This is a genomic window from Pinibacter aurantiacus (assembly GCF_019130065.1).
In the GTDB taxonomy this organism is placed as follows: domain Bacteria; phylum Bacteroidota; class Bacteroidia; order Chitinophagales; family Chitinophagaceae; genus Pinibacter; species Pinibacter aurantiacus.
Genome location: NZ_JAHSPG010000016.1, coordinates 441,148 through 466,031 on the forward strand (window position 1 = coordinate 441,148; position 24,884 = coordinate 466,031).

Here is a 24,884-nt window from a genome sequence, read left to right on the forward strand (position 1 = left end):
TTTTTAGCACGCAGATGACACTGATTGGACTGATTTTCACTGATTATTTTCGGTTAACTATGTTTAGCACATAAAATCCGCGGTCATCAGTCAAATCTGTGTCATCCGTGTGCCAATGTATTACTTCTGATTTTCAGGGCGCAGACTGCGAACAGTTTTTCCTGCCTGCCACATTTCGCTTTCACGAAGTTCTTTCAATTCTGCATCCAGTTTTTCGCGGTAATCAGCCTGGCTGTTGCTGTCGATAGAACGCTGAGATTCTTGACCTGTAGCAACGCTTTCATACAAATCTCTGAAAACAGGAGCTGTAGCATCGCGGAATTTTTTCCACCAATCCAATGCGCCACGTTGAGCTGTAGTAGAGCAGTTTGCATACATCCAATCCATACCATTTTCTGCAACCAATGGCATCAATGATTGAGTCAACTCTTCAACAGTTTCGTTGAATGCTTCAGAAGGAGTGTGTCCTTTATCACGCAACACTTGATATTGTGCAGCGAAGATACCCTGGATAGCACCCATCAAAGTACCACGCTCACCTGTAAGGTCGCTATACACTTCTTTTCTGAAATCTGTTTCAAACAGGTAACCGCTACCTACAGCGATACCAAGAGCGATTACTCTTTCTTTTGCTTTACCAGTTGCATCCTGGAAGATTGCGTAGCTACTGTTCAAACCACGACCTTGCAAGAACATTCTGCGAAGTGAAGTACCAGAACCTTTTGGAGCTACCAAGAATACGTCCACATCTTTTGGAGGAACGATACCAGTTTGCTCGTTGAAAGTGATACCGAAACCGTGAGAGAAGTATAATGCTTTACCCGGAGTTAAATGTTTTTGAACTGTTGGCCACAATGCAATTTGAGCAGCATCGCTAAGCAGGTAACAAATGATGGTACCGCGTTGCAAAGCTTCTTCGATTTCGAACAAAGTTTCACCTGGTACGAAGCCATCAGCGATCGCTTTATCCCATGTTTTAGAGTTCTTACGCTGACCAACGATTACGTTGATACCGTTATCCTTTTGGTTAAGTGCCTGACCAGGACCTTGTACGCCGTAGCCGATAACTGCTACTGTTTCATTTTTCAAAACTTCCTGTGCTTTGGCAAGTGGGAACTCTTCCCTTGTTACTACGTTTTCTTCAACGCCGCCAAAATTTAATTTAGCCATGATTGTTTATTTGTGTTTTATTTGAGATTTATGATTCGAACAAGTTGTTCGTTGTTAGTTATTAGTTGTTAGTGCTTTTTGTTTAACCAGTTTCTTCATCGCATTGGCTACACCTAAGTGCAGGCTCACATGCGCCGTGATACAAGTAAGTAGCTCATCCATTGTTGCCATTTCATACTTGAAGGTGATAGTTGCAAATGGAGTAATCTTGTTAAACACGCCGTTCGCGTAATCTTTTTCGATTTTATCCAAATATGAAAATGCGAGACCTTTTAATTCTTCAAATTCTTCTTTCGTTACAAAATCACCTGGTTTTGTTCCTCTGTTGTATTTCGCCAAAAGCGGAACCTGAAAAGTTGTATCAACACCAGTGCGCAAATAACACAATGCAGGTGTTGTGTTCACAATATGCCCGAAATTCCAGATGATATTGTTGTTATAACCTTCCGGTATTTCATTGAGTTGCTCGATGGTTAGATCGCTCATGAGCTCGATGAAATTTTCGTTGATTCTTCTGATGTATTTTAAAGCGTATTGCATTTGAGTTGTTTGTTGTTAGTTATTAGTTGTTAGACTTTATTGACGGTTATTCGTTATTAGGAATGACTTTGTAATAAAGTCTAGCAACTAACAACCATCAACTAACAACTACATCGTAAACACTTCATCCTGCTTATCCAAAAACTCATTCTCTATCACTTCTTCGCCGGGTTCGTGTTCTTCAAATTCTTTTAATTTTTCGTGGAAACCTTTGCTTGCCTTGATGATCGCAATTCTTGCACTGCGAACAAATTCAATCAGGCCATACGGTTCCAATGCTTTTATCAAGCCTTCCAACTCTTCGCGGTGACCTGTTGTTTCGAACACGGTGTAATCTTTACGGATCACAACTGCTCTTGCTCCATATTGATGCAACAGTCTTTCCACTTTTACTTTTTCTGCAATTATATCTGTTGGCACTTTGTACAAAGCCATTTCCTGCCACACGATCTCGTCTTCTGTGTTGTAGTATGCTTTTAATACTTCCACCTGTTTCTCGATTTGACGAACCAGTTTTTTTACTACTTCTTCAAATTCGTTGATCACGATGGTGAAGCGGTGAACGCTATCTACTTCGGAAGGAGAGGTGTTCAGGCTTTCGATATTTATTTTACGTCTGGAGAACATGATCGCAATACGATTTAGTAAACCGATCTGGTTCTCTGTGTATACCGTTATTGTGAATTCTTGTTTTGACATATCTGTTTTTTATTGGAACACTGATGACGCTGATCTGGACTGATTTTCAATGATTTTTTTCTTTTGACTGATTGCATTCGATCTTTAAAAATCCGTGCAAATCAGTCCAATCTGTGTCATCTGTGTGCTAGTGTATTCTTTATTTCAAACGAATTTCGCTTACGCTGCAACCTTGTGGTACCATTGGGAAAACGTTGTTTTCTTTTCCTACCATTACTTCCAGAAGGAAGGAGCCATTGTGGTTGATCATTTCTGTTACGGCAGCTTTCAAATCAGTTCTTTGGTCGATTGATTTTCCTGCAATGCCATAAGATTTGGCCAACATTACAAAGTCCGGACTTTGGATGTCCACAAATGAATAGCGTTTGTCATGGAACAATTGCTGCCACTGACGCACCATACCAAGGAAACGGTTGTTAAGAATAAGGATCTTAACGTTCACTTCGCTTTGCATGATGGTACCAAGTTCCTGCAATGTCATTTGGAAACCACCGTCACCGATCACTGCAACAACAGTTCTGTCAGGCGCTCCGAACTTCGCACCGATCGCTGCCGGCAACGCAAAGCCCATTGTACCCAAACCACCAGAGGTTACATTGCTTTTCGATTGATTGAATTTTGCGTAACGGCAAGCCACCATTTGGTGCTGGCCCACATCCGTTACAATAACTGCGTCTCCATTCGTCAATTCATTTACTGTTTTGATAACCTCGCCCATAGTCAGGATTTCTGATGTTGGGTTCAGCTCATCATGTATAACAGCTTCTACTTCCTGCCTTGTGTATTCGTTGAATCTCGCCAGCCATGCTTTGTGTTCTTTTTTCTCAACGAGTTGAGTAAGCATTGGCAAGGTTTCTTTGCAATCGCCCCAAACGGGAACGGTTGATTTTACGTTCTTATCTATTTCAGAAGGATCAATATCGAGGTGGATTACTTTGGCCTGTTTTGCATATTTATCCAAACGTCCGGTAACGCGGTCATCGAAGCGCATACCGATGGCGATCAATACATCGCATTCATTTGTCAACACATTGGGGCCGTAGTTGCCGTGCATACCCAGCATGCCCACATTCAGAGGGTGATCTGTAGGCAATGCGCTTAAGCCAAGCACCGTCCATGCAGAAGGAATACCAGTTTTTTCAATGAAGGCTTTGAATTCTTTTTCTGCTTTTCCAAGAATAACGCCCTGGCCAAACAGGATGAACGGTTTCTCTGCTGCATTGATCAGCTTCGCTGCTTCTTCAACAAATTCTTTACGAACGATTGGTTTTGGGCGATAGCTGCGGATATGTTTGCAAGGTGTGTAACCCTGGTAAGCAAACTTTTGCAGCTGCGCATTTTTAGTGATGTCGATCAGCACCGGACCTGGCCTTCCGCTTCCCGCAATGTAGAACGCTTTCGCCAACACAGAAGGTATTTCTGTTGCATCGGTTATCTGGTAGTTCCATTTGGTAACGGGTGTTGTGATGTTCACTACATCTGTTTCCTGGAATGCATCTGTACCGAGCAGGTGAGCAAACACCTGGCCTGTGATACAAACAAGTGGCGTGCTGTCGATCATAGCGTCTGCCAAGCCTGTTACAAGATTAGTAGCGCCCGGGCCGCTGGTAGCAAAAACTACACCTGTGCGCCCGGATGTTCTTGCAAAACCTTGAGCAGCGTGAATACCGCCTTGCTCATGGCGAACAAGTATATGTTTTAAACGATCGTGATAATCGTATAGTGCATCGTAGATAGGCATTATGGCACCACCGGGGTAACCAAATATAGTGTCCACGCCTTCAGCAATAAAAGCTTCCAACACCGCCTGCGAACCTGTTACCTCATCCACCTGCTTGCCAGATGAGTGCGGAATTGCTTTGGGCGTTTTTGCTTCTAATGTAGTTGCGTTTGTCATGATTTCTATTTTAATTGAGAGTTGAGAATTGAGAGTTGAGAGTTGCTAGTTGATTATTGTTAGTTGTTTTTTCCTTGGGAGTTTTTCACTCTCAATTCTCAACTTTCAACTCTCCACTCATTAAGCTTCGTCCGTTACACAACCTTCTGCTGCCGATTTCACTGATACTGCATATTTGTACAAAAGACCTTTTGTTGCTTTCAGTGCCGGTTGCTTCCAGTTGGCTTTTCTTTTTGCAATCACTTCATCTGAAACTTTCAACGTGATGGTATTTTTTACAGCATCCAGTTCAATGGTGTCATTATCTTCAACGAATGCCAGCAAACCACCTGAAAAAGCTTCAGGAGTGATGTGACCGACGACGAATCCGTGTGTGCCACCGCTAAACCTGCCGTCTGTGATCAATGCCACAGATTTACCCAAACCTGCGCCAATAATAGCAGAGGTAGGTTTCAACATTTCCGGCATGCCCGGTGCGCCTTTAGGACCAATATTTCTGATTACAACCACGTCACCAGCGTGAACGCGGCCGCTTTGTATACCTTGAATTAAGTGATGTTCTCCGTCGAAAACTCTTGCCGGTCCTTCAAAACGCTCACCTTCTTTACCGGAGATCTTAGCAACGCTTCCGCCTTCTGCGAGGTTGCCGTATAATATTTGTAAGTGCCCTGTAGCTTTTATTGGAGTCTCCAGGGGCAAAATGATTTTTTGTTTGTCGAAATCAAGAGCAGGAGCTTCTGCAAGATTTTCTGCTAATGTTTTACCTGTTACAGTTAAACAATCGCCATGCAGCAAACCTTTGCTCAGTAAGTATTTCATTACAGCAGGAATACCGCCATGCTCATGCAGATCCTGCATTAAATATTTTCCGCTTGGTTTGAAATCAGCCAATACAGGAATGCGATCGCTGATTGTTTGGAAGTCATCCTGTGACAATTCTACGTCAACAGCTTTTGCCATTGCCAACAGGTGAAGAACCGCGTTGGTACTGCCGCCAGTTACCATGATCGTCACGATTGCATTTTCGAATGCTTTACGCGTCATGATATCTTTTGGTTTGATATCTTTTTCAAGCAGTAAACGAATTGCTTTACCTGCGTCTTCACACTCTTTTCTTTTCTCTTCGCTTAATGCAGGGTTTGAAGAAGAATAAGGAAGGCTCATGCCCAATGCTTCAATAGCTGCGGCCATTGTGTTTGCCGTGTACATACCGCCGCAAGCGCCGGCACCAGGGCAGGCATGTTGTATGATACCTTTGAAATCTGCTTCGTCAAGAGTACCTGCGATCTTTTGTCCCAAGGCTTCAAATGCAGATACAATGTTTAAATCTTGTCCTTTATAATGTCCCGGAGCAATTGTGCCGCCGTACACCATGATAGAAGGGCGATTCAAGCGACCCATTGCTATCAAAGAACCCGGCATGTTTTTGTCGCAACCGGGAACGGTGATCAATCCATCATAATATTGTGCACCGCAAACTGCTTCAATAGAATCTGCAATTACGTCGCGGCTCACCAATGAATAACGCATACCATCTGTACCATTACTCATACCATCGCTTACGCCAATGGTATTGAAAACAAGACCCACAAGACCATTGTCCCACACACCTTTCTTAATGACTCTTGACAGGTCATTCAAGTGCATATTACAAGGGTTGCCATCGAAACCCATGCTTGCGATGCCGACCTGTGCCTTCTGAAAATCTTCTTCTTTAAAGCCAATTGCATACAGCTGAGCCTGCGCCGCAGGTTGCGTTTCGTCTTGAGTTAATGTTTTCGAGTATTTATTAAGTTCCATGGTTGAGCCGTTGATTTATATTTTATATGACGTTATCAATATTTTTTCACGCCCGCCTGAATGACTTTCGTCGGGCAGGCAAAGCTTCGTAAGGAGCAAAGGCGCGTAAGTTAGTTTTCTTTTGGACGATCTGTATTACTACTATTAAGCATAGTTGTGTCACTCACTTCAGCTTTTAATTCTTTATTGAACAAACTTCAATAGATCAATAGAATTACAACAGCTGAACGGAGCGTCGCAAGTAAAGCTTAATCAAAGAACTAATGTTGACCAACAATATCCGTGTAAATCCGTCTAATCTGTGTCATCCGTGTGCCAATTGGTTTACCGCCTAAAAGCAAAAAACCCGCCTTTTTGGAGGCGGGTCTTATATATCGCATTACTTACTTTATACTTAGATACCACCTCCGTTAATTGCAGGAATAATAATGACAACCACCACAATAATAATTGCGATTTGGCTAATGACATTATGTATTCTGCTTTGTAACATGAAGTGTGTTATAAAAGCGAATATACAACCGCCTGTTTAGAAAACAAAGAACTTTTTTTAGTGGAGAGTTGAAAGTTGAGAATTGAGAGTTAAATTTTTAATGAAAAACCGCAACTAAAATATAACTCTCAACTCTCCATTCTCCACTCTCAACTAGATTATCGTTGACTTTCTCAACTCAATATTTGCCTGGTTAATATCTCCCGGAATTTTATTGCTCACAAAATCTGCGATCAGGTCGCCGATAGTGGAGGTGAAATAGAAATTAACCGGATCGATATCTTTTGTAACGAATTTATTGTTGATGGTCCATTCTACACCTTCGCGAACAACTTGTGCCTCTTTGTTTAATCCAAAGTGATCAAGCAACATTGCAGCGGAAAGGATAGAACCCAAAGGATTCGCAATGTCTTTACCAGCCGCCTGCGGGTAAGAACCGTGTATTGGCTCGAACAATGCAGAACCGTTTCCTACAGATGCAGATGGCAATAAACCAAGTGAACCGCTGATCACGCTTGCCTCATCGCTGATGATGTCGCCAAACATGTTTTCAGTAAGCACCACATCAAATTGTTTTGGATTCACGATGATCTGCATAGCAGCGTTGTCCACGAAAAGGAAATCAACCGCTACGTCGCTATATTGCGGAGCAAGTTCCTGGATAACTTTTCTCCAAAGTCTTGAAGTTTCAAGAACGTTGGCCTTGTCGACCAACGTTAATTTTTTTCTTCTCTTCTGTGCATACTGAAATGCAAGATGTGCCACTCTTTCAATTTCCTCGCGGCTGTAAGAGCACTCATCAAAAGCATACGTTTTTTCTTCGTTTGTTTCCTTCTTGCCAAAGTAGATACCACCTGTAAGTTCGCGGAAGATGATGAAATCAACTTCTTCCAGTTGCTTAGCTTTCAATGGTGATAAGTGTTGCAGAGAAGGGTACGTAATTACGGGCCTGATGTTTGCGAACAGTTGTAACGATTTTCTAAGCTTCAGTAAGCCTTGCTCAGGACGAACTTTTGCATTAGGATCGTTATCGTATTTGGGGTGACCTATTGCTCCGAATAAAATGGCATCGCTGTTAAGACAAACTTCGATTGTTTCGTCTGGCAGAGGATTGCCGGTTTTGTCAATGGCATCTGCGCCCATTAAACACTCTGTGTAATGAAATTCGTGACCGTATTGTTTTGCTACAGCGTCCAATACTTTAATAGATTGTTGTGTAACTTCTGGTCCGATACCATCTCCTAAAATGACAGCTATTTTCTTGTTCATAGTATGTGTTTAATTAAGCAGTTAATAAATTTTTTTGTGGGTACTCTTGTATAGTTGCTTTGCCGTGTTCGAGAAGAATCATTTTATTTACCGCCGCCGGAACTTCTTCCGCGTAGTGGCTTACGTAAATAAGTGTTCGCTGATCGTCCTCACACAAAGCATCTACCAATTCTATAAAATTGTTTTTTTGTAGTTGATCCAATCCCTGGCATGGTTCGTCAAGAATGAGCAGGGGAGGATTTTTAACCATTGCTCTTGCTAACAAAGCAAGTCGCTGCTGGCTGGCAGAAAGAGCCGATAATAATTTGGACCCATAAGCAGTTAGTTCGAAATAGTCGAGCCATTTATTTACCTGCTCTTCCTGTTCTTTATTGATGTGTTTGAATAAACCTATTGTATCAAATAATCCGGAAGCAACCGCCTGGAAACAGTTTACCGTATTATCAAAGTACCATTGCAGTTCAGGAGAAACATAACCGATATTTTTCTTAATGTCCCAGATGCTTTCACCGGAACCTCGGCGTTTGTCAAACAAATAGATTTCGTTTGCGTATGCCTGTGGATTATCGCCGGTGATTAAACTTAGGAGTGTAGATTTTCCTGCACCATTGTGACCTTTCAGTAACCATTTTTCTCCACGATTCACTTTCCAGTCAATGTTATGTAGAATTTCTTTTTCACCATATTTCACAGAAACGTTTTTCATTTCTATGGTGGTAGAAAAATCGCATTGCAGAGACGGATAATTATCCGTCTGTACGGTGCGCACAGTGTTGGAAGCGACGGCGGGAAGAAAATCAAATGATTTGGCTGGCGCAAATTCTTTCAGATGTCCGTCTTGCAGATACGCAACGTGCGTGATAGCCGATGGCACATCCGCATGATCGCAAATGATGATGAATGTTGTACCATTTGCTGCTAATTCGTTGATCAGCGTTTTTAATTTTTTTCTTGTTTCAATATCCAAACCAACAAACGGTTCGTCGAGTATCAATACATCAGGCTTTTGCAGTAAAGCTTTGATGATTTGAAAGCGTTTGTGTTCGCCGCTGGATAATTGCAACAAAGGCGCGTCTATTCGATGCGCCATGTCAAGTAGAGACAGATAATTATCTGTCTCCAGAGACGCATAATTATCTGCATGCAGAGACGGATTATCATCCGTCTGTACGGCCGCACAATTTTCCAATTCTTCCCTTACAGTAGCTGCGTCCTGCGCATCCATGCTATTGAACCTTTGCTGGTAATAGAAGGTGCTGACATTGGAGCGGTTCTTAAAGTGGTAATGCTGATCCACCATAATGATGTGTGGTTGAGCAGCATTGCCATCATCATCATGAAAAGCAATCGTTCCTTCGTGGAAAATTTTTCCGGCAATAGCTTTGGCAAGCAATGTTTTACCACTTCCCGAAACACCTGTAATCATAAGGTGTTCGCCTTTGTTAAGCGTAAACGAAATATTATCCAGCACAGCTTTTCCAAGCCATGTGAGTTTAATATTGTTTACTATCGTTGAAGTGGTGGTCATTAAATTTTGTTTGCACACAGATGACACGGATTAGACGGATTTTCACTGATCTTTTTTATTTAGACTAATCGAATTCTATTTTTACGAATCCGTGTAAATCTGTCTAATCCGTGTCATCCGTGTGCCATTCTTTTCTACGCCTTTTCGAATTCTTTTATCTCATTCTTAATGCTCAGCAGATAATCGATATCATCATAGCCGTTCAGTAAGCATGTTTTTTTATAGTTGTTGATGTCAAAGCTTGTCTGTTCGCCTGTCGCGTCAATCGTGATGGTTTGCGCTTCGAGGTTTACAGTTAAAGTTGCCTCGTTGCCCAGTGCGAATATCTTTTGCAGGAACTCTTCTGAAACGGTTACTGGCAAAACGCCATTGTTCTGTGCATTGTTTTTAAAGATGTCAGCAAAGAAGCTGGACACTACCACGCGGAAACCATAATCGTCAACGGCCCAAGCGGCATGCTCTCTTGAAGAACCGCAACCGAAGTTCTTGCCTGCTACCAAAATCTCACCAGAGAAGTTTGGATTGTTCAGCGGGAAATCTGCTTTAGGCTCCAGTTCGTTATCGTTGTTATAGCGCCAGTCGCGGAAAAGGTTTTTACCAAAACCTTCACGAGTGGTAGCTTTTAGAAAACGTGCTGGAATGATCTGGTCCGTATCAATATTTTCAATTGCTATCGGAACGAATCTGCTTTTTACTATGTTAAGAGGTTTGCTCATAATTTTTGTTTTTTATTTCACGCAAAGCAACGTAAGGGGCAAAGGCGCATAAGCTTCGTTTAACTTATCTTACAATAATTGTCAATATTTTTACGCAATCTTGGCGGCCTTTGCTTCTTTGCGCCTTTGCGTGAAATTTAATTGTTACACTCGAACGGCTTTCACCCTCAGTCTCACATAATCTGCGTACCATATGCCGTCTTTATAAAAATCGCGTCGTAAGTATTCGACTGCTTTTTTGATAACTGTTTCGCTTTCGGCGGCTGAAATTTGCGAAAAGAAAAATCCGCCAAACATCCTGATCCAGTTTTCCATTCCGTTTTCGCCTTCCAGCTTTGTTGGCCTGTCGAAATGAGCTGCCGTCGTCACTCTGAAACCTTGTCTTTCCAACATCGCTGTGTATTCGCTAAGGGATGGAAAGAACCAGAATTCATTTGACAATTTATCAGACAATCCTTCTGAGGCCATCGCTTTTTTTACCGCCGTTACGATGCTTTTCACATTTCCTCTGCCACCCATTTCTATTACCAGTCGGCCGCCTTTTTTTAAGTTGTCGTACATACAAGCCACTGCTTTTTCTGCGTCTGTGATCCAGTGCAGCGTGGCATTGGAAAAGATTGCATCAAAGGGTTGGCCAAAAGAAAAGTTCGTCGCATCCTTCACTTCGAAAGTCAAACCCGGAAAAGTGGCTTTTGCTTTCTCGATCATTTCCGGTGATTTGTCCATGCCGGTTACGACTGCTCCGGTTGCCTGGATCTTTGCTGCCAGTTCTCCTGTTCCGCAACCCAGGTCAAGGATCTGTTCTCCCTGATGAGGCTGCAGCCACTCCAAAACATCCTCTCCGTATTTAGACACGAAGTTGTGTTTGGTATCGTACAACTCCGCGTTCCATGTTATGTTCGGGCTATATGTTGTATTTGCTACGCTCATAAAATTTGTCTGTTTTCACGCAAAGGACGAAAGGGAGAACACAGATTTTCATGATTTTCAAGATTGGTCAAGATGATTTTTAGGAATAAGATCATAATAAATCATCACGATCTTGAAAATCTGCGTTCCTGTATTTTAAATCATCTCTCTCACATCACTAATAACACCAGTGATGGCAGCAGCAGCAGCAGTCAGTGGGCTGGCAAGCAATGTTCTTGCACCGGCGCCCTGGCGGCCTTCAAAGTTTCTGTTGCTTGTAGATATGCAGTATTTGCCTGCAGGAATCTTGTCTTCATTCATACCAAGGCATGCAGAGCAACCTGGCTGGCGAAGCTGGAATCCGGCTGCTTCCAATATTTTATCGATACCTTCTTCTTTTGCTTGTGCTTCTACTTGTTTAGAACCCGGCACGATCCATACTTCCACGTCGTCAGATTTCTTTTTGCCTTTCACAAAAGAGGCAACTGCTCTCAGATCCTCAATTCTTGCATTGGTACAGCTACCAATGAACACGTAATCGACTTTATGACCTTTGATCTTTTCGCCTGGCTCAAAGCCCATGTATTGCAATGATTTCAGGAAAGAAGGTTTTTCTTTGTCGTCGATCGATTTTTCAGAAGGAATGTTTTCATTTACGCTGATGCCCATACCAGGGTTGGTTCCGTAAGTAACCATGGGTTCGATGTCTTCTGCTTTGATGTTGATTTCCACATCAAATTTTGCATCATCATCCGTGCGCAATGTTTTCCAGTAAGCAACCGCTTTATCCCAGTCAGCGCCTTGCGGAGCGAATTTTCTGCCTTTCACGTAGTTGATCGTTGTTTCATCGGGAGCGATCAAACCGCCACGGGCACCCATTTCGATGCTCATGTTGCAGATGGTCATGCGTGCTTCCATGCTCAATGCACGGATAGCGCTACCAGCGTACTCAACAAAGTAACCTGTTGCCCCACTGGCAGATATTTTAGAAATGATGTAAAGAATGATGTCTTTAGAAGTAACGCCTTTGTGCAATTCACCGTCGATGGTGATGCGCATTTGTTTTGGTTTGCTTTGCAACAAACATTGTGTTGCCAAAACCATTTCTACTTCACTTGTTCCGATACCAAATGCGATTGAACCAAAAGCACCGTGCGTAGAAGTGTGGCTGTCACCGCAAACCATTGTCATACCGGGTTGTGTAACGCCCAGCTCTGGCCCGATCACGTGAACGATTCCCTGGTAAGGGTGACCAAGACCGTATAGTTCAATGCCGAATTCAGCACAGTTGTCAACCAGTTTTTGCACCTGCATTTTTGACAATGCCTCTTTAATAGGAAGGTGCTGATCGATCGTAGGTACGTTATGGTCCGCAGTTGCTACCACTTGTTTTACGTTGTGAACCGGAATGCCTCTTTTACGAAGACCGTCAAATGCTTGCGGAGACGTTACTTCGTGAATAAAATGCTTGTCGATATATAAAACAGAAGGACCTCCCTCAATGCTCTTCACCACGTGTTTGTTCCAGATCTTATCAAATAATGTGCTCATGTTATGTTTTTTTGGAACGCAGATTTTCAAGATTGTCAAGATTTGTGATGATCTTTTTTTGTGCGTTCTTTTTGTTTTTTGTGGTTGTAATTGAATCTACAGATCGCTAAAGAAATCATGAGAAATCATGACAATCTTGAAAATCTGTGTTCCTCTCTTACGCGCTTGCAAATTGTGTAGCCATTTCCTTCAAATCCTCATCCAGCACTTCTTTTTTCTTATCTGCAACTTTCAGGAATTCGCTATAAAGAGTGTCGATATCGTTTCTGTTGAATTCGAAGCCCAGTTTCAGGAAACGGTGTGCCAGAGCAGAACGGCCGCTTCTCGCAGTCAATACGATCTTAGAACCATCTGCACCAACTTCTTCCGGAGTCATGATCTCGTAAGTGGTAGCTTCTTTTAAGAAACCATCCTGGTGAATGCCTGAAGAGTGGGCAAATGCATTTGCGCCAACAACTGCTTTGTTTGGCTGAACCGGCATACGCATAGTATCAGAAACCAATTGGCTAAGAGGGTTCAGTTTTTCTGTTTTAATGTTAGTGAACAGGCCAAGATCATTGTGTTTTTTGATGATCATCACCACTTCTTCCAATGAAGTGTTACCAGCTCTTTCACCTATACCGTTGATGGTACATTCGATTTGTCTTGCGCCCGCGATAGCACCTGCGATAGAGTTTGCAGTAGCAAGGCCAAGGTCGTTGTGGCAATGGCAGGAAATGATCGCTTTGTCGATGTTAGGAACGTTATTCACTAAGTAAGCGATCTTTTCGCCGTATTGATGTGGCAGGCAATAGCCCGTAGTATCCGGAATATTTACAACTGTGGCGCCCGCAGCGATAACAGTTTCGATCAATTTTGCGAGGAAAGGAAGATCGGCACGGCCGGCATCTTCAGCGAAGAATTCAACATCCGGTACAAGGTTGCGGGCAAGTATGGTCGCTTTTCTTGCACGCTCAATAATGTCTTCGCGGGTAGTGTTGAACTTGTGTTTGATGTGGATATCAGAAGAACCGATACCTGTGTGGATGCGTGGGCGTACAGCATGCTTCAGTGCTTGTGCCGCCACTTCTATATCTTTTTGCACGGCACGAGTAAGGCCACAGACCGTTGCATTTTTTATCACTTTAGAGATTGCTTCCACGGAAGCAAAGTCGCCCGGACTGGATATTGGAAATCCGGCTTCGATGATATCAACACCCAAATCTTCGAGTGCCAATGCAAGTTCTACTTTTTCAGCAGTATTGAGTTTACAACCTGGAACCTGTTCGCCATCTCTAAGTGTGGTGTCAAAAATTTGGATTTGATTTGAAGCCATAGTAATAAATTGATTTTTAAAACGTCTGTACTAAATTTGTGTGCTTGCATAACACAGACCTGCATATTCGAAAGTATTCATCTCTTAGGGGGATAAAAAATCAAAGTAAAGGGTGTTTTACAGGGTGTAATCAAGATAAAATTTAGCTAAAACGCTCACTAGCATTGAATTGTAAAGAAAAGTAAATACGATGCCCAACCGCTCAACAGATGCTTTATTTCAGCTTATAAAATCGCTCGAAAAGTCGGAAAAAAGGAATTTTAAGCTGTATGTAAACAGGAATAGTTCAACCGAGGACCTGAAAACGGTGCAACTTTTTGATGCTCTGGACAAAATGGAGAACTACGATGAGCCGCTTTTACTGAAGAAAAATCCGGAAATACGAAAACAGCAGCTTTCCAACATAAAAGCCAGCTTGTACAGGCAAATATTATCCAGCCTTCGCCTGATTAAAGATGCAGATAACATTGATATTCAATTAAATGAGTTGATGGGCTTTGCCCGAATCCTTTATAACAAGGGCCTTTATTTGCAAAGCTTGAAAACCCTGGAAAAGCTAAAGGAGATCGCTTCGGAACACAACCAGGTCACGTTCATGCAGCAGGCGCTCTTCTTTGAGAAAAAAATTGAGATGCTGCACATTACCCGCAGTATGCAGGATAGGGCAGAGAAGCTGACCGAACAGGCAGATTACGTTAATAAAAGGCTGAATATCATCAGCCAGCTTTCAGATCTTTCCTTGTTGCTCTACAGCTGGTACATTAAAAATGGCCATGCCCGCAACGAAAAAGACGAAGAAGAGGTAGATAAGTTTTTCGAGAGACACCTTATTAATATAGACGGGGAAAATATTACGGGCTTTTACGGAAGGCTCTACTGGTACCAAAGCAATTGCTGGAAAGGGTTCATCAAGCAGAATTTTCTTCAATATTATCGCTATACGCAAAAATGGTTCGACCTGTTTGAGCATAATAAAAAAATGATTCCGGTGGAGTCTATCTATTATCTCAAGGCGATGCACAATCTGCTGAGTGCGCATTTTGCATTGGGCAACCGCGGCAAATTTGCGGAGGTACTTAAAGCACTGGAAGAGTTTTCGGAAACCAAAGAGGTAGTCCAAAATGCCAACACGAAAATTCAGACATTTATTTACCTCTACACTGCCAAAATAAATAAGCATTTTATGGAAGGCAATTTTACGGAAGGCCTACACCTGGTGCAGGAAATTGAGGACAGGATTGAAGAATATGAATTGCAGATAGACCGCCACCGTATTTTGGTGCTGTATTATAAAATTGCCTGCTTATATTTTGGCAGCGGTGACAATGAAAAAGCAATTGACTATCTCAACAAGATCATTCACTGGAAAGTAGACCTGCGCACGGACTTGCAATGCTACGCTCGTCTGTTGCATCTGATTGCTCACTACGAGCTGGGCAATTTTGATTTGCTGGAATATCTCACCAAATCTGTTTATCGCTTCATGGCAAAAATGGAAAACCTGAGTTTGGTAGAAGAGGAGATGTTCAAATTTTTGCGCAGCGCCTTTCAGCTTTCTCCAAAGGAAATAAAGCCCGCTTTTGAAAAGTTGCTGGATAAATTAAAAAGCCAGGAAAACAACCGTTTCGAAACCCGCGCCTTTCAATATCTTGACGTTATTTCATGGCTGGAAAGCAAGATACAGGGACGCCAGGTGCAGGATGTGATAAGGGAGAAGTATTTGGATAGGAAGAAAACGAGTTGTTAGATGCGATTTATGTAAGACTCTCTCTTTACCACTAAGACACTAAGCCCCACTAAGGGTGCCTGAAATTTGAGCCATTTCTTAGTGAGGCTTAGTGGACTTAGTGTCTTAGTGGTAAACCTCGCACTTCGACCTTAATGACAGATAGACTCAAACAACTACTGCTTCTCCACATACATTTCCCCTTCTGTAATGCTCACTGCACTGGTTCCGTTATACGCTTTCGCGCTAAATGTTCCCTTGATCGTTTTGTCCGTAATTTCTGTGATATCAAGTTTTACGAATTCATCAGTGTTGTGTGGCAGATTTGAAGTCGTGTATTTTTTGCCGTCTTTATCGTAGTAGGTGAAATTTAGTGTGGTAGTGAACTTGGGCACATCAGCGGCGTTAATATGTGCAACGTTGGCACCGTTCAATGCGAACTCAATATAGTCGGGCGTTGCTTCTAATGCCGAGTCCAATAGAGATGCACGAAAAAAGTTGACGCCCACATTCTGTGGAACGCTATATTGAAAAGAGGCCTGGTAATTGAAGTTTTGCTGTTCACCGTTCACCTTAAAATTGATATGATAAGCGGACGAAGCGGAATCGTTATTTTTTTTGCAGCCTGCAAACATTAATAAAGTCAGGCAGCATATTGCGGTTATGAACTTCATAGAAGGTTGTTAGAGTTTGTGAGGGCTTAAAAATAGTGAATAATTCTACTTTTCAACCATGCAAAATGGAGAGTTCACGATAAGATAAAAAGATGTTCTCTAAAAAAAGTTCCACCGCATTTAAAAATTACTGGGAAAATCTGTTTTAATTTGTTCAATACCTAAAGCTAGGCATGAGTAACTTTGGCGACCATTTAATACTGCAATTGATCAAGGAAGGGCAGATTGAAGGATACCGGGCATTATTTGCCAGGTATTACAAGCCGCTATGCATGCAAGCCTACTTACTGCTTAAGAATAATGAAGATGCGGAAGATGTGGTACAATCGACCTTCATCTATTTGTGGAACAATAACAAATTCGAAAATATCCAAACATCCTTATCCGCCTACCTTGGTACTTCTGTGCGGCATGCCTGCCTGACTCATTTACGTAAATCGAGAAAGGAGCAGGAGGGAATGGACGATTACCTTACTCTAAATGCTTCCGACGACCATCATGATGTGGAACACATGGATGAAGTGTTTAAAAAAATGGAGGGTGAAATAGAACAATTGCCCACGCAGTGCAAACAGATTTTTCAACTGGTGTATTTTGAAAAAAAGAGTTACCAGGAAGCGGCAGACTCGGCGGGAGTTTCAATTAATACAGTAAAGACCCAATTGAAGATTGCCATGAGCCGTTTGCGAGCAGCCATGAAGGAACAATAAATTGAAATAAGGGGAAACAAAATATTGATTTGAAAAAAAGTTTAAAAAACATGAAAATCCTTTCACCTGATTTTTGAAAAAAACACTCTATAGTTAAATGAACTTATGCCATTTGATCAAGACCATATAGAACAACTCATTGTCCAAAAGCTTATGGGAGAAATTACTCCGCAGGAAAATGAGGAGTTGGAGCTGCTGATACAGGAAAATGAATCGGCAAGATCGCTATGGCTTGACATGAAGAATGCGCATGATTTCTTTTCTGCCGGCACGGCTGCCAATGACTTTGACGATAAAAAGGCCTGGGAAAAAATAGAAGGTCAACTGATTATTTCTCCAACTGTTAGTGTTCAAAAAAAGTCTCCTACCTTCTTTACCAGAAAAAGATCGCTTGCATTTGCTGCGTTGTTATTTGTAATAGCTGTTGGTGGAGCTGTTTTCCTCTTTAATAAAAAGGAAGAGCATCCTGCACTGGCAGCCAATGGTATTGTGTTGAAAATGTCCAACGGAAAAACCATTGAAATTCCGGGCGGCGAACAGGAAATGAATGTGGAGCAGTCCGGTTCAGATGCTTCATTTAAGCTCACAGATGGAAGTGTTTTGACCTCTGCCAGCAAGGAAAAGCTCAACAAAGACGAATACAATACTATATATGTTCCTGCGGGAAAGGATTACCACATGGTGCTTCCCGATGGTTCTGAAGTGTGGTTGAATGCACTGACAGAATTCAAATTTCCATTATCTTTTTCAGGTGATACCAGAACGGTTACTATCAAAGGAGAAGGATTTTTTAAAGTGACTCACCAAAGCAGCAGACCCTTTATAGTGAAAAGCCCAGAGATGAACGTAAAAGTTTTGGGGACAGAGTTCAATATCAAATGCTACGAGGATGAACCTGAAAAAACTTCTTTGGTAACAGGGAAGGTTGCATTGCAAGCGCATAACGGTAAGGATACTGTGCTTATTCCAGGCAAAGAAGCAGAGATAAACGATGGTAAATTTCAAATATCAGATTTTGAACAAGATGTTACTTTGTCGTGGTTAAAAGGCATCTATGTATTTAATAACCAGGACCTGCGTCATTTACAATCCATCATTAAAAGATGGTACAATATGGAAGTGGTAATTGAAGAAGAAACCCTTGCCAATAAAAGGTTTACAGGTACAGTTGAGAAGAATAAACCAGTTGAGGAATTCCTCAATTCCCTTACAAAAAGCTCCGATTTAAAATTCCATGTGAAGAATAAACAGGTTGTTTTTCATACGAAATAATTCTGTAGAGACGCATGATAATGCGTCTCTGTTGCACGAATCGTAACCGCGAACGAATGTTAGGGAGACGCATTATCATGCGTCTATACGGGTGTCATATACCAACCAAACCCTGAACCTGTTTATTCATCAGCCTTCACGCAATTTTCCATTCTCAAAAGATCGCCGCAAAAGATACCACAATGCCTACAAAATAATTTTTTTAAAAAAACTTAACGTTTACTTCACCCGTTCTGTTTGGAATTGATTCTAATAGTGTTGAATAGATTTTAAAACCAAAGTTTTTCAACTGCTATGATGAGAATTATGAAGAATGGGCTTCTTCGTGTTAATAACAGAAAGGCGTTGTTAGTTTTTAGCTTGTCATTTCTTTTATGTCTATCTCAGGCTTTATTTGCTCATCCAGAGCAGGAGTATAAAGTAACGATCGTTGGACGCAACATACCTATTTCCAAAGTATTTAAAGAGATACAGAAACAAACGGGCTTGTATGCATTTTACAACAATGATCTGCTGAATGACAGAGAGATGATTAGCGTAGATATTAAAGGCATGCAGATTGAGAATGCCATGAAGGTTATTTTGAAAGGAAAGAATTTATCCTTCACTATAACCGGCAGCAACATCATTATCTCAAAAGACAAAAACATTGCACCCATTGAACATTTGATTGTGTCGGATGAACATCTAACCGACACAATCATTCTTAAAAAAATTGCCGGAAAGGTTACAAGCGCTGAAGACAATTCACCGCTTTCTTTTGCGTCAGTAACTATCCTCCATTCAAAAAGAGGAACCAACACAAATAATTCTGGTGAGTTTACGCTGGAGGTAAAACCCGGCGATACTTTGCGTGTAAGCTACGCGGGCAAGGCGAGTAAATCAGTCGCAGTAGGCCACCAATCTTATTTCAACATTTCGCTTGTTACATCTGATGAGACCCTTGCTCCGGAAGTTGTAGTAACAGGGTTTCAAAAAATTGATAAAAGAAAGTTTACAGGCTCTGCAGCTAAAGTAAAAATGGATGACATCAAACAGGAAGGCGTTATGGATGTTGCCAGAATGCTTGAAGGTCGCGTTGCAGGGGTAACTGTAGAAAACGTATCCGGTACCTTTGGTACGGCTCCGAAGATCCGTATTCGCGGAGCTACCTCTATTTCTGGCTCTAATAAACCTCTATGGGTTGTTGATGGCATCGTGCTGGAAGACATCGTAAACGTAACAAACGACCAGCTTTCCAGCGGTGATGCCACAACAATGCTGGGTTCTTCTGTTGCTGGCATCAATACCAACGATATTGAGTCGTTAGACATCCTTAGAGATGCGTCTGCTACTGCCTTGTATGGGGCACGTGCGATGAACGGCGTAATCGTTATTACAACCAAGAAGGGTAAGTCTGGCAAAACACAGATCAACTACAGCGGCACATTTTCCAGCATTTTAAAACCAAACTACAAGAAGTTCAACATCATGAACTCTGCACAGCAAATGAGTGTAGATCTTGAGTTGGCAGAAAAAGGCTGGTTGAATTTTTCTGATGTGTCCCGCAACCCAACAGGAGGTGTGTTTGCAAAAGCATCAGATCTTGTGAGCAAATGGGATAAAACAGAAGGTAAATTTGGTTTGGACAATAACGTTGATAGCCTCGCAGAATTCTACAGACGTTATGGTTTGGCCAACACTGACTGGTTCGATGTGTTGTTCAGAAATTCATTTGCACAAGAGCACAACCTTAGTTTGTCTTTTGGTACAGATAAATCACAATCGTATTTCTCTACAAACTTTTACCAGGACAATGGCTGGACGATTGGTGATCGTGTAAACCGCTACACCGCTAACTTTCACAATACATACAATGCAAGCGACCGCTTAACGCTGGGCTTTTTGACCAATGCTTCTTACAGACAGCAAATGGCGCCAGGCACAGTGGATAGAACGAGCAATAAAGTAAGCGGCGGTTTCGATAGAGATTTTGATATCAATCCATTCAACTATGCATTATCAACCAGCAGAATAATTACTCCATATGATGAGAATGGTAACCTGGAATACTTCAGGAAAAATTTTGCACCATTCAATATCGTAAATGAATTGCAAAACAACACGCTGGATGTAAACGTGCTGGATGCAAAATTACAAGGCGATCTCGGCTACAAAATTTCAAAAGATTTAAAGTTTGATTTTACCGGAGCGATCCGTTTGGTGCAGTCTTCGCTGGAACATCAGATCACTGAAAATTCAAACATGGCGCAGGCTTACCGCGCTGCCGATAATTCTTTCATCAGAGAGAACAACAAATTCTTGTACCGCGATCCTGAACATCCTGATGATGAGCCGCAGGTGGTTTTACCCAAAGGTGGTTTTTATAACCGCACAGATAACAGGATGTTGAACTGGAGCATTAGAAATCTATTGACCTATACCAAAGATTTCAACCGCAACAACTCTTTGAATGTAATGGGCGGTATGGAAATCAAAGCTACAGACAGACGTGTTTCCAACAACACAGGATATGGTTATCAATACAACAGCGGCGGTATTCCATTTGTGGACTACAGAGCATTGAAACAATTGCTGGAGGCCAACTTTAACTACTATGGCCTTGCGAATACGCGTGACCGCTTTGTTGCATTCTTTGGAAACGGTAGCTATACTTATAAAGGTCGTTACACATTAAACGGAACAGTGAGAGAAGATGGATCAAATGGCCTTGGTAAATCAACCAAATCAAGGTGGTTGCCAACATGGACTGTAGGCGGTGCCTGGAACATCTTTAACGAGCCACTCATTCATGATTTTCTTGCTAATAACTACGTTAACCGCGTTAACCTTAGAGGTAGCTATGGTTTGAGTGCAGACTTCGGTCCTGCAAATAACTCTTCTGTTATCCTCAGCATGGAAACCAGTAAGAGACCAACACTGGCAGAGCAGGAGTCGGGCATGGACCTGGTAAGTTTGGAAAACAAGGATCTTACATGGGAGAAAAAATATGAAGGAAACGTTGGGCTCGACCTGGGTTTCTTCAAAGACAGATTAACGTTGGTTACCGATGTGTACAGAAGAAACAGCTTTGATCTCATAAGCCTTATTCCTACAGCAGGCGTGGGTGGACAAGTATTCAAAGCCGCGAACTATGCTGATATGGAATCTCATGGCGTGGAGTTTACACTGGGAGGTAAGATCATTGCACAAAGAGCATTTACATGGGGCGCAAATCTTACGTTCGGATACAACATCACTAAAATAACCAACATTAAAAGTTTGAGCCAAATTGCAGACCTAGTGTCTCCACAAGGTGGTTCTTCTCTTGGCTATCCTGTACGTTCCATTTTCTCTATTCCATTTAAAGGATTGGATCATTACAGTGGTGTGCCTTTGTTCACAGATGAATCTGGTAACACAAACACAGATGTGTTCCTGCAAAGCAGCAACACAAGCAATCTTAAATACGAAGGTTCTGCAGATCCATTATATACCGGCGGTTTGTCAAACGTATTTACTTACAAAAATCTTTCATTGAATATTCTGTTCGTTTACCAGGCCGGTAACAAGGTGCGTTTATCACCTGTGTTCGGTGCCTCTTACAGCGACATGAACGCAATGTCAAAAGACTTCATCAATCGTTGGGAAGCACCTGGTGATGAAACGAAAACAAACATTCCTTCCATCAGTGATTCTCGTATTGTGTATTTCCTCGGAAGTTCATCTCCGTACGGTAACTACAACTATTCCGATGTGCGTGTAGCAAGAGGAAGCTTCGTGAGATTGAAAACTGTGGCATTGACATATTCTCTGCCGGGACACCTTACAAAATCAATCGGCATCAACAACTCATCATTAACATTTACAGGTAACAACCTTTGGTTAATTGGTGCTGACAAGAAGCTGAAAGGACAAGATCCTGAGTTTGCCAACTCTGGCGGTGTAGGATCTCCGGTGTTTACACAGCTTTCACTAGCATTGAAAATTGGGTTCTAAAAATAAATTGTTGCCAGTTGCCGGTTACCAGTTACCGGCAACAGGCAATTAGATAACTGGTGAATAGAATTTTTGATAATAACGAGCATGAAAAAGTCTATAAATATTGCGCTTATCGTGTTGAGTGTTGTTGGGTTATTCGGTTGCAAAAAGTTTTTATCTGAACTGCCGGACAATCGTGTGGATATGGACAACCCATCAAACATCACGGTGGATAACATTTCAGCGATATTGGTAAATGCGTATCCAAAAGCCAACTACATGGGCTTTTGCGAAGCAATGTCTGATAACGTAGATGACAAATTGGGCGGTAGTTTGGTGTTGTCAAATTTTTATCCGTATCAATTTGCAGATGCGAATAACAATCACTCGCAGGACATGCCCACCGCTTATTGGGATGAGTGTTATAAAGCAATTGCCTTGTGCAACCAGGCTTTAGAAGCAATAGGCAAGGCAACGAATCCTAAAACTTTTAACGCACAAAAAGGGGAAGCATTAGTAGCAAGAGCATACGCTCACTTTATGCTGGTAAATCTTTTCGCAAAAACATACGATCCTGCAACAGCGAGTACAGATCCGGGAGTTCCTTATGCAACAAAACCTGAAACGATTGTATTTGGTCAGTATACAAGAGGGACCGTTGCTTCTACTTACGACTCCATCAGAAATGATCTTCTGACAGGTATCTCGTTGATAAGTGATGATTCTTATACTGTTCCTAAATATCATTTTACAAAAGCAGCTACGAACGCATTTGCTACCCGCTTTTACTTATTTAAGCAACAGTATGACAGCGCGGTCATTTTTGCGTCGAAAGTTTTCCCTAGCGGAGACTTTGCTTCTAACATGCGTCCGTGGTTAACCACATACAGAAAGCTTACATATTATGCGCTTCAGCAACAGTACACACAGATAGATCAAAAAGCCAACCTGCTATTGGTAGAAACATTGTCTAACTGGGCAAATAGTTTTTATGCGTATCGATTTGGTTTTACACCTGCATTGCAAACAACCATTTTGGGTAAAAATATTGCTAATGGTTATTATCCTTACATGGTGTACGGAAATTCGCAAGTGTTGAATATTCCAAAGTTCTATCCACACTTTGTGCAGACTGGTTTAAATGCAAATACAGGATATAACTATACCACGATCCCTTTGTTTACAACAGAAGAGGTATTGCTTAACAGAGCTGAGGCTTATGCAAAGCAACAACAATACGGTCTTGCTTTGGCTGATCTCAACACCTTCGCGAGCCAGCGTATTTTCAACGGTTATGATGCGAATGGTGACCCGATTCCATTCGATCCTGCAAAGAATACCATCACTATCGATTCTGTTAATAAGTATTATCCTAAAGGAGATATTCAGACAAAAGTTATCACTGCGATCCTGGATTTTAAACGTGCGGAGTTTCTTTTCGAAGGTTCAAGGTGGTTTGACATTCTTCGCTACAAAATGGAAGTGAAGCACAAATACATGGTAAGCAATAGTAAAACGGATTCCACGGTACTAAAAGTTGACGATAAACGTCGACTGATACAACTGCCGGATGCAGCTGTGTTATCTGGTTTAGCTCTTAATCCAAGAGATTCATCATAACGGAAAGGTTTGTTTCCCAAAAATATTTTGAAAGAATAGAAAACAAAATTTTCACAACGCAAAGACAACGTAAAAGTAGCATGAACAAGAATAATCATCTGTGTAAATCTGCCCAATCAGCGTCATCTGCGTGCTATCAAAAAAATATGAAACTGAATAGAATAATAACATTGCTAATGCTCGTGGTGATAGCCGTTTCATGCGGCAAGAAAGAAGATCTCGCGTCTGAACTTCCTCCTATAAAAACACCGGACGTGCAACCTTTACCACAAGATATCTGGATAAGAGATTCGCTGACTATTCCCTACAACATTGACGTAAAATATAAATGGGATGCGTTGGAACTTGATCTGTATAAAACACTGGTTCCACCATATGAATCTCAGATCGTACCATCATTAAAGATTGTAAAAAAGATCTGGATAGATACTTATATAGAACAAGCAGGTGCAGATTTCTTTAAATCTCTCTGCCCTAAACAATTTTTGATGGTAGGTAGTGCCAACTACGAAACAGATGGCACAGTGATATTGGGTACCGCTGAGGCAGGACGAAAAGTTGTTTTGTATAATATCAATAATCTTACTACAACCAAACCTTCAACTGTTACAGATCTTATGCACGTTATCGAGCATGAGTTTACTCACATCCTGCATATGAATGTAAGATACCCTACAGAGTTTAAAACGCTGACACCGGTGTACACCAGTACATGGTTAAACTTTACTACTGCACAGGCGAATGCACAAGGGTTCATTACGCCATATGCCATGAACTCCTCGGATGAAGATTTTGCGGAGACAGTGTCTAAGATGGTTACTATGAGTAAAAGCGATTGGGATAAAACCATTAACAGTATTACATCCCAAACAGGTCGCAATGCGTTAAGAGCAAAAGAAAACATTGTGGTGAATTATTTCAACGACATCTACAATATTGATTTCTATGCTTTGCAGGCAAGAACGGTAGAGGCTATAAACGAAGTAACATCACACTAATTCAAACAAACATGATGGATTTGAAACTGATTTTCAA

18 protein-coding genes are annotated in these 24,884 nt (G+C 41.7%); 6 read left to right on the forward strand and 12 right to left on the reverse strand.

Features of this window, described 5'->3' with window-relative positions; genetic code table 11:
• Positions 1-120 precede the first annotated feature (120 nt).
• The 11 genes from ilvC to KTO63_RS22925 all read right to left on the reverse strand — a co-directional run bounded on the left by ilvC (position 121) and on the right by KTO63_RS22925 (position 13,887).
• On the reverse strand, positions 121-1,170 hold the full coding sequence (gene ilvC / locus KTO63_RS22875) for a ketol-acid reductoisomerase (RefSeq protein ID WP_217794281.1): 1,050 nt from the start codon (positions 1,168-1,170) through the stop codon (positions 121-123).
• Between the two features lie 54 nt (positions 1,171-1,224).
• Positions 1,225-1,710, reverse strand: a complete 486-nt coding sequence (locus KTO63_RS22880) for a DinB family protein (protein ID WP_217794282.1) — start codon at positions 1,708-1,710, stop codon at positions 1,225-1,227.
• A 108-nt stretch (positions 1,711-1,818) separates the two neighbouring features.
• Positions 1,819-2,409, reverse strand: a complete 591-nt coding sequence (ilvN, locus tag KTO63_RS22885; protein WP_217794283.1) for an acetolactate synthase small subunit — start codon at positions 2,407-2,409, stop codon at positions 1,819-1,821.
• Between the two features lie 139 nt (positions 2,410-2,548).
• A complete protein-coding gene (gene ilvB / locus KTO63_RS22890; protein ID WP_217794284.1) occupies positions 2,549-4,306 on the reverse strand; it encodes a biosynthetic-type acetolactate synthase large subunit in 1,758 nt (585 codons plus the stop codon).
• Between the two features lie 120 nt (positions 4,307-4,426).
• Complete coding sequence (ilvD, locus tag KTO63_RS22895; RefSeq protein WP_217794285.1) at positions 4,427-6,106, reverse strand: dihydroxy-acid dehydratase; 1,680 nt, start codon at positions 6,104-6,106, stop codon at positions 4,427-4,429.
• A gap of 646 nt (positions 6,107-6,752) precedes the next feature.
• Entirely contained in the window at positions 6,753-7,868 is a 1,116-nt protein-coding gene (gene leuB, locus KTO63_RS22900; protein WP_217794286.1) for a 3-isopropylmalate dehydrogenase, read from the reverse strand.
• A gap of 13 nt (positions 7,869-7,881) precedes the next feature.
• Entirely contained in the window at positions 7,882-9,396 is a 1,515-nt protein-coding gene (locus KTO63_RS22905) for an ATP-binding cassette domain-containing protein (protein WP_217794287.1), read from the reverse strand.
• 134 nt (positions 9,397-9,530) lie between these two features.
• Positions 9,531-10,112 carry a 3-isopropylmalate dehydratase small subunit gene (gene leuD, locus KTO63_RS22910; protein ID WP_217794288.1) on the reverse strand — a complete coding sequence of 194 codons (582 nt, stop codon included), beginning with the start codon at positions 10,110-10,112 and terminating at the stop codon, positions 9,531-9,533.
• A 144-nt stretch (positions 10,113-10,256) separates the two neighbouring features.
• Positions 10,257-11,042 carry a class I SAM-dependent methyltransferase gene (locus KTO63_RS22915; protein ID WP_232373298.1) on the reverse strand — a complete coding sequence of 262 codons (786 nt, stop codon included), beginning with the start codon at positions 11,040-11,042 and terminating at the stop codon, positions 10,257-10,259.
• Positions 11,043-11,177: 135 nt separating this feature from the next.
• Positions 11,178-12,572, reverse strand: a complete 1,395-nt coding sequence (gene leuC / locus KTO63_RS22920; protein WP_217794289.1) for a 3-isopropylmalate dehydratase large subunit — start codon at positions 12,570-12,572, stop codon at positions 11,178-11,180.
• Between the two features lie 157 nt (positions 12,573-12,729).
• On the reverse strand, positions 12,730-13,887 hold the full coding sequence (locus KTO63_RS22925; protein WP_217794290.1) for a 2-isopropylmalate synthase: 1,158 nt from the start codon (positions 13,885-13,887) through the stop codon (positions 12,730-12,732).
• Between the two features lie 190 nt (positions 13,888-14,077).
• Here KTO63_RS22925 and KTO63_RS22930 point away from each other — a divergent pair, with 190 nt between their 5' ends.
• Positions 14,078-15,634 carry a hypothetical protein gene (locus KTO63_RS22930; RefSeq protein ID WP_217794291.1) on the forward strand — a complete coding sequence of 519 codons (1,557 nt, stop codon included), beginning with the start codon at positions 14,078-14,080 and terminating at the stop codon, positions 15,632-15,634.
• A 155-nt stretch (positions 15,635-15,789) separates the two neighbouring features.
• Here KTO63_RS22930 and KTO63_RS22935 read toward each other — a convergent pair whose 3' ends face one another.
• Entirely contained in the window at positions 15,790-16,287 is a 498-nt protein-coding gene (locus KTO63_RS22935; RefSeq protein WP_217794292.1) for a hypothetical protein, read from the reverse strand.
• A 173-nt stretch (positions 16,288-16,460) separates the two neighbouring features.
• Between KTO63_RS22935 and KTO63_RS22940 the strand changes: the two genes are divergently transcribed.
• The 5 genes from KTO63_RS22940 (at position 16,461) to KTO63_RS22960 (ending at position 24,847) form a co-directional block, all read left to right on the forward strand.
• The gene (locus KTO63_RS22940) at positions 16,461-16,997 is read left to right on the forward strand and encodes an RNA polymerase sigma factor (protein ID WP_217794293.1); all 537 of its coding nucleotides are present in this window, start codon (positions 16,461-16,463) and stop codon (positions 16,995-16,997) included.
• A gap of 105 nt (positions 16,998-17,102) precedes the next feature.
• Entirely contained in the window at positions 17,103-18,269 is a 1,167-nt protein-coding gene (locus KTO63_RS22945) for a FecR family protein (protein ID WP_217794294.1), read from the forward strand.
• Positions 18,270-18,563: 294 nt separating this feature from the next.
• Positions 18,564-22,247 (forward strand): SusC/RagA family TonB-linked outer membrane protein, encoded by a 3,684-nt coding sequence (locus KTO63_RS22950; protein ID WP_232373299.1) that lies wholly within the window; start codon positions 18,564-18,566, stop codon positions 22,245-22,247.
• 87 nt (positions 22,248-22,334) lie between these two features.
• Positions 22,335-23,849: a RagB/SusD family nutrient uptake outer membrane protein gene (locus KTO63_RS22955; RefSeq protein ID WP_217794295.1), complete on the forward strand. Its 1,515-nt coding sequence runs from the start codon at positions 22,335-22,337 to the stop codon at positions 23,847-23,849.
• Positions 23,850-23,995: 146 nt separating this feature from the next.
• Positions 23,996-24,847 (forward strand): zinc-binding metallopeptidase, encoded by an 852-nt coding sequence (locus KTO63_RS22960; protein WP_217794296.1) that lies wholly within the window; start codon positions 23,996-23,998, stop codon positions 24,845-24,847.
• Positions 24,848-24,884 lie beyond the last annotated feature (37 nt).

Bases quoted from the DNA above. Each gene is read 5' to 3' on its own strand.
- KTO63_RS22935 (WP_217794292.1), bottom strand. From the start codon at position 16,287: ATGAAGTTCATAACCGCAATATGCTGCCTGACTTTATTAATGTTTGCA.
- KTO63_RS22915 (WP_232373298.1), bottom strand. From the start codon at position 11,042: ATGAGCGTAGCAAATACAACATATAGCCCGAACATAACATGGAACGCG.
- ilvN (WP_217794283.1), bottom strand. From the start codon at position 2,409: ATGTCAAAACAAGAATTCACAATAACGGTATACACAGAGAACCAGATC.
- ilvC (WP_217794281.1), bottom strand. From the start codon at position 1,170: ATGGCTAAATTAAATTTTGGCGGCGTTGAAGAAAACGTAGTAACAAGG.
- KTO63_RS22905 (WP_217794287.1), bottom strand. From the start codon at position 9,396: ATGACCACCACTTCAACGATAGTAAACAATATTAAACTCACATGGCTT.
- leuD (WP_217794288.1), bottom strand. From the start codon at position 10,112: ATGAGCAAACCTCTTAACATAGTAAAAAGCAGATTCGTTCCGATAGCA.
- KTO63_RS22960 (WP_217794296.1), top strand. From the start codon at position 23,996: ATGAAACTGAATAGAATAATAACATTGCTAATGCTCGTGGTGATAGCC.
- KTO63_RS22955 (WP_217794295.1), top strand. From the start codon at position 22,335: ATGAAAAAGTCTATAAATATTGCGCTTATCGTGTTGAGTGTTGTTGGG.
- KTO63_RS22880 (WP_217794282.1), bottom strand. From the start codon at position 1,710: ATGCAATACGCTTTAAAATACATCAGAAGAATCAACGAAAATTTCATC.
- ilvD (WP_217794285.1), bottom strand. From the start codon at position 6,106: ATGGAACTTAATAAATACTCGAAAACATTAACTCAAGACGAAACGCAA.
- ilvB (WP_217794284.1), bottom strand. From the start codon at position 4,306: ATGACAAACGCAACTACATTAGAAGCAAAAACGCCCAAAGCAATTCCG.
- leuB (WP_217794286.1), bottom strand. From the start codon at position 7,868: ATGAACAAGAAAATAGCTGTCATTTTAGGAGATGGTATCGGACCAGAA.
- KTO63_RS22945 (WP_217794294.1), top strand. From the start codon at position 17,103: ATGCCATTTGATCAAGACCATATAGAACAACTCATTGTCCAAAAGCTT.
- KTO63_RS22950 (WP_232373299.1), top strand. From the start codon at position 18,564: ATGATGAGAATTATGAAGAATGGGCTTCTTCGTGTTAATAACAGAAAG.
- KTO63_RS22930 (WP_217794291.1), top strand. From the start codon at position 14,078: ATGCCCAACCGCTCAACAGATGCTTTATTTCAGCTTATAAAATCGCTC.
- KTO63_RS22940 (WP_217794293.1), top strand. From the start codon at position 16,461: ATGAGTAACTTTGGCGACCATTTAATACTGCAATTGATCAAGGAAGGG.
- KTO63_RS22925 (WP_217794290.1), bottom strand. From the start codon at position 13,887: ATGGCTTCAAATCAAATCCAAATTTTTGACACCACACTTAGAGATGGC.
- leuC (WP_217794289.1), bottom strand. From the start codon at position 12,572: ATGAGCACATTATTTGATAAGATCTGGAACAAACACGTGGTGAAGAGC.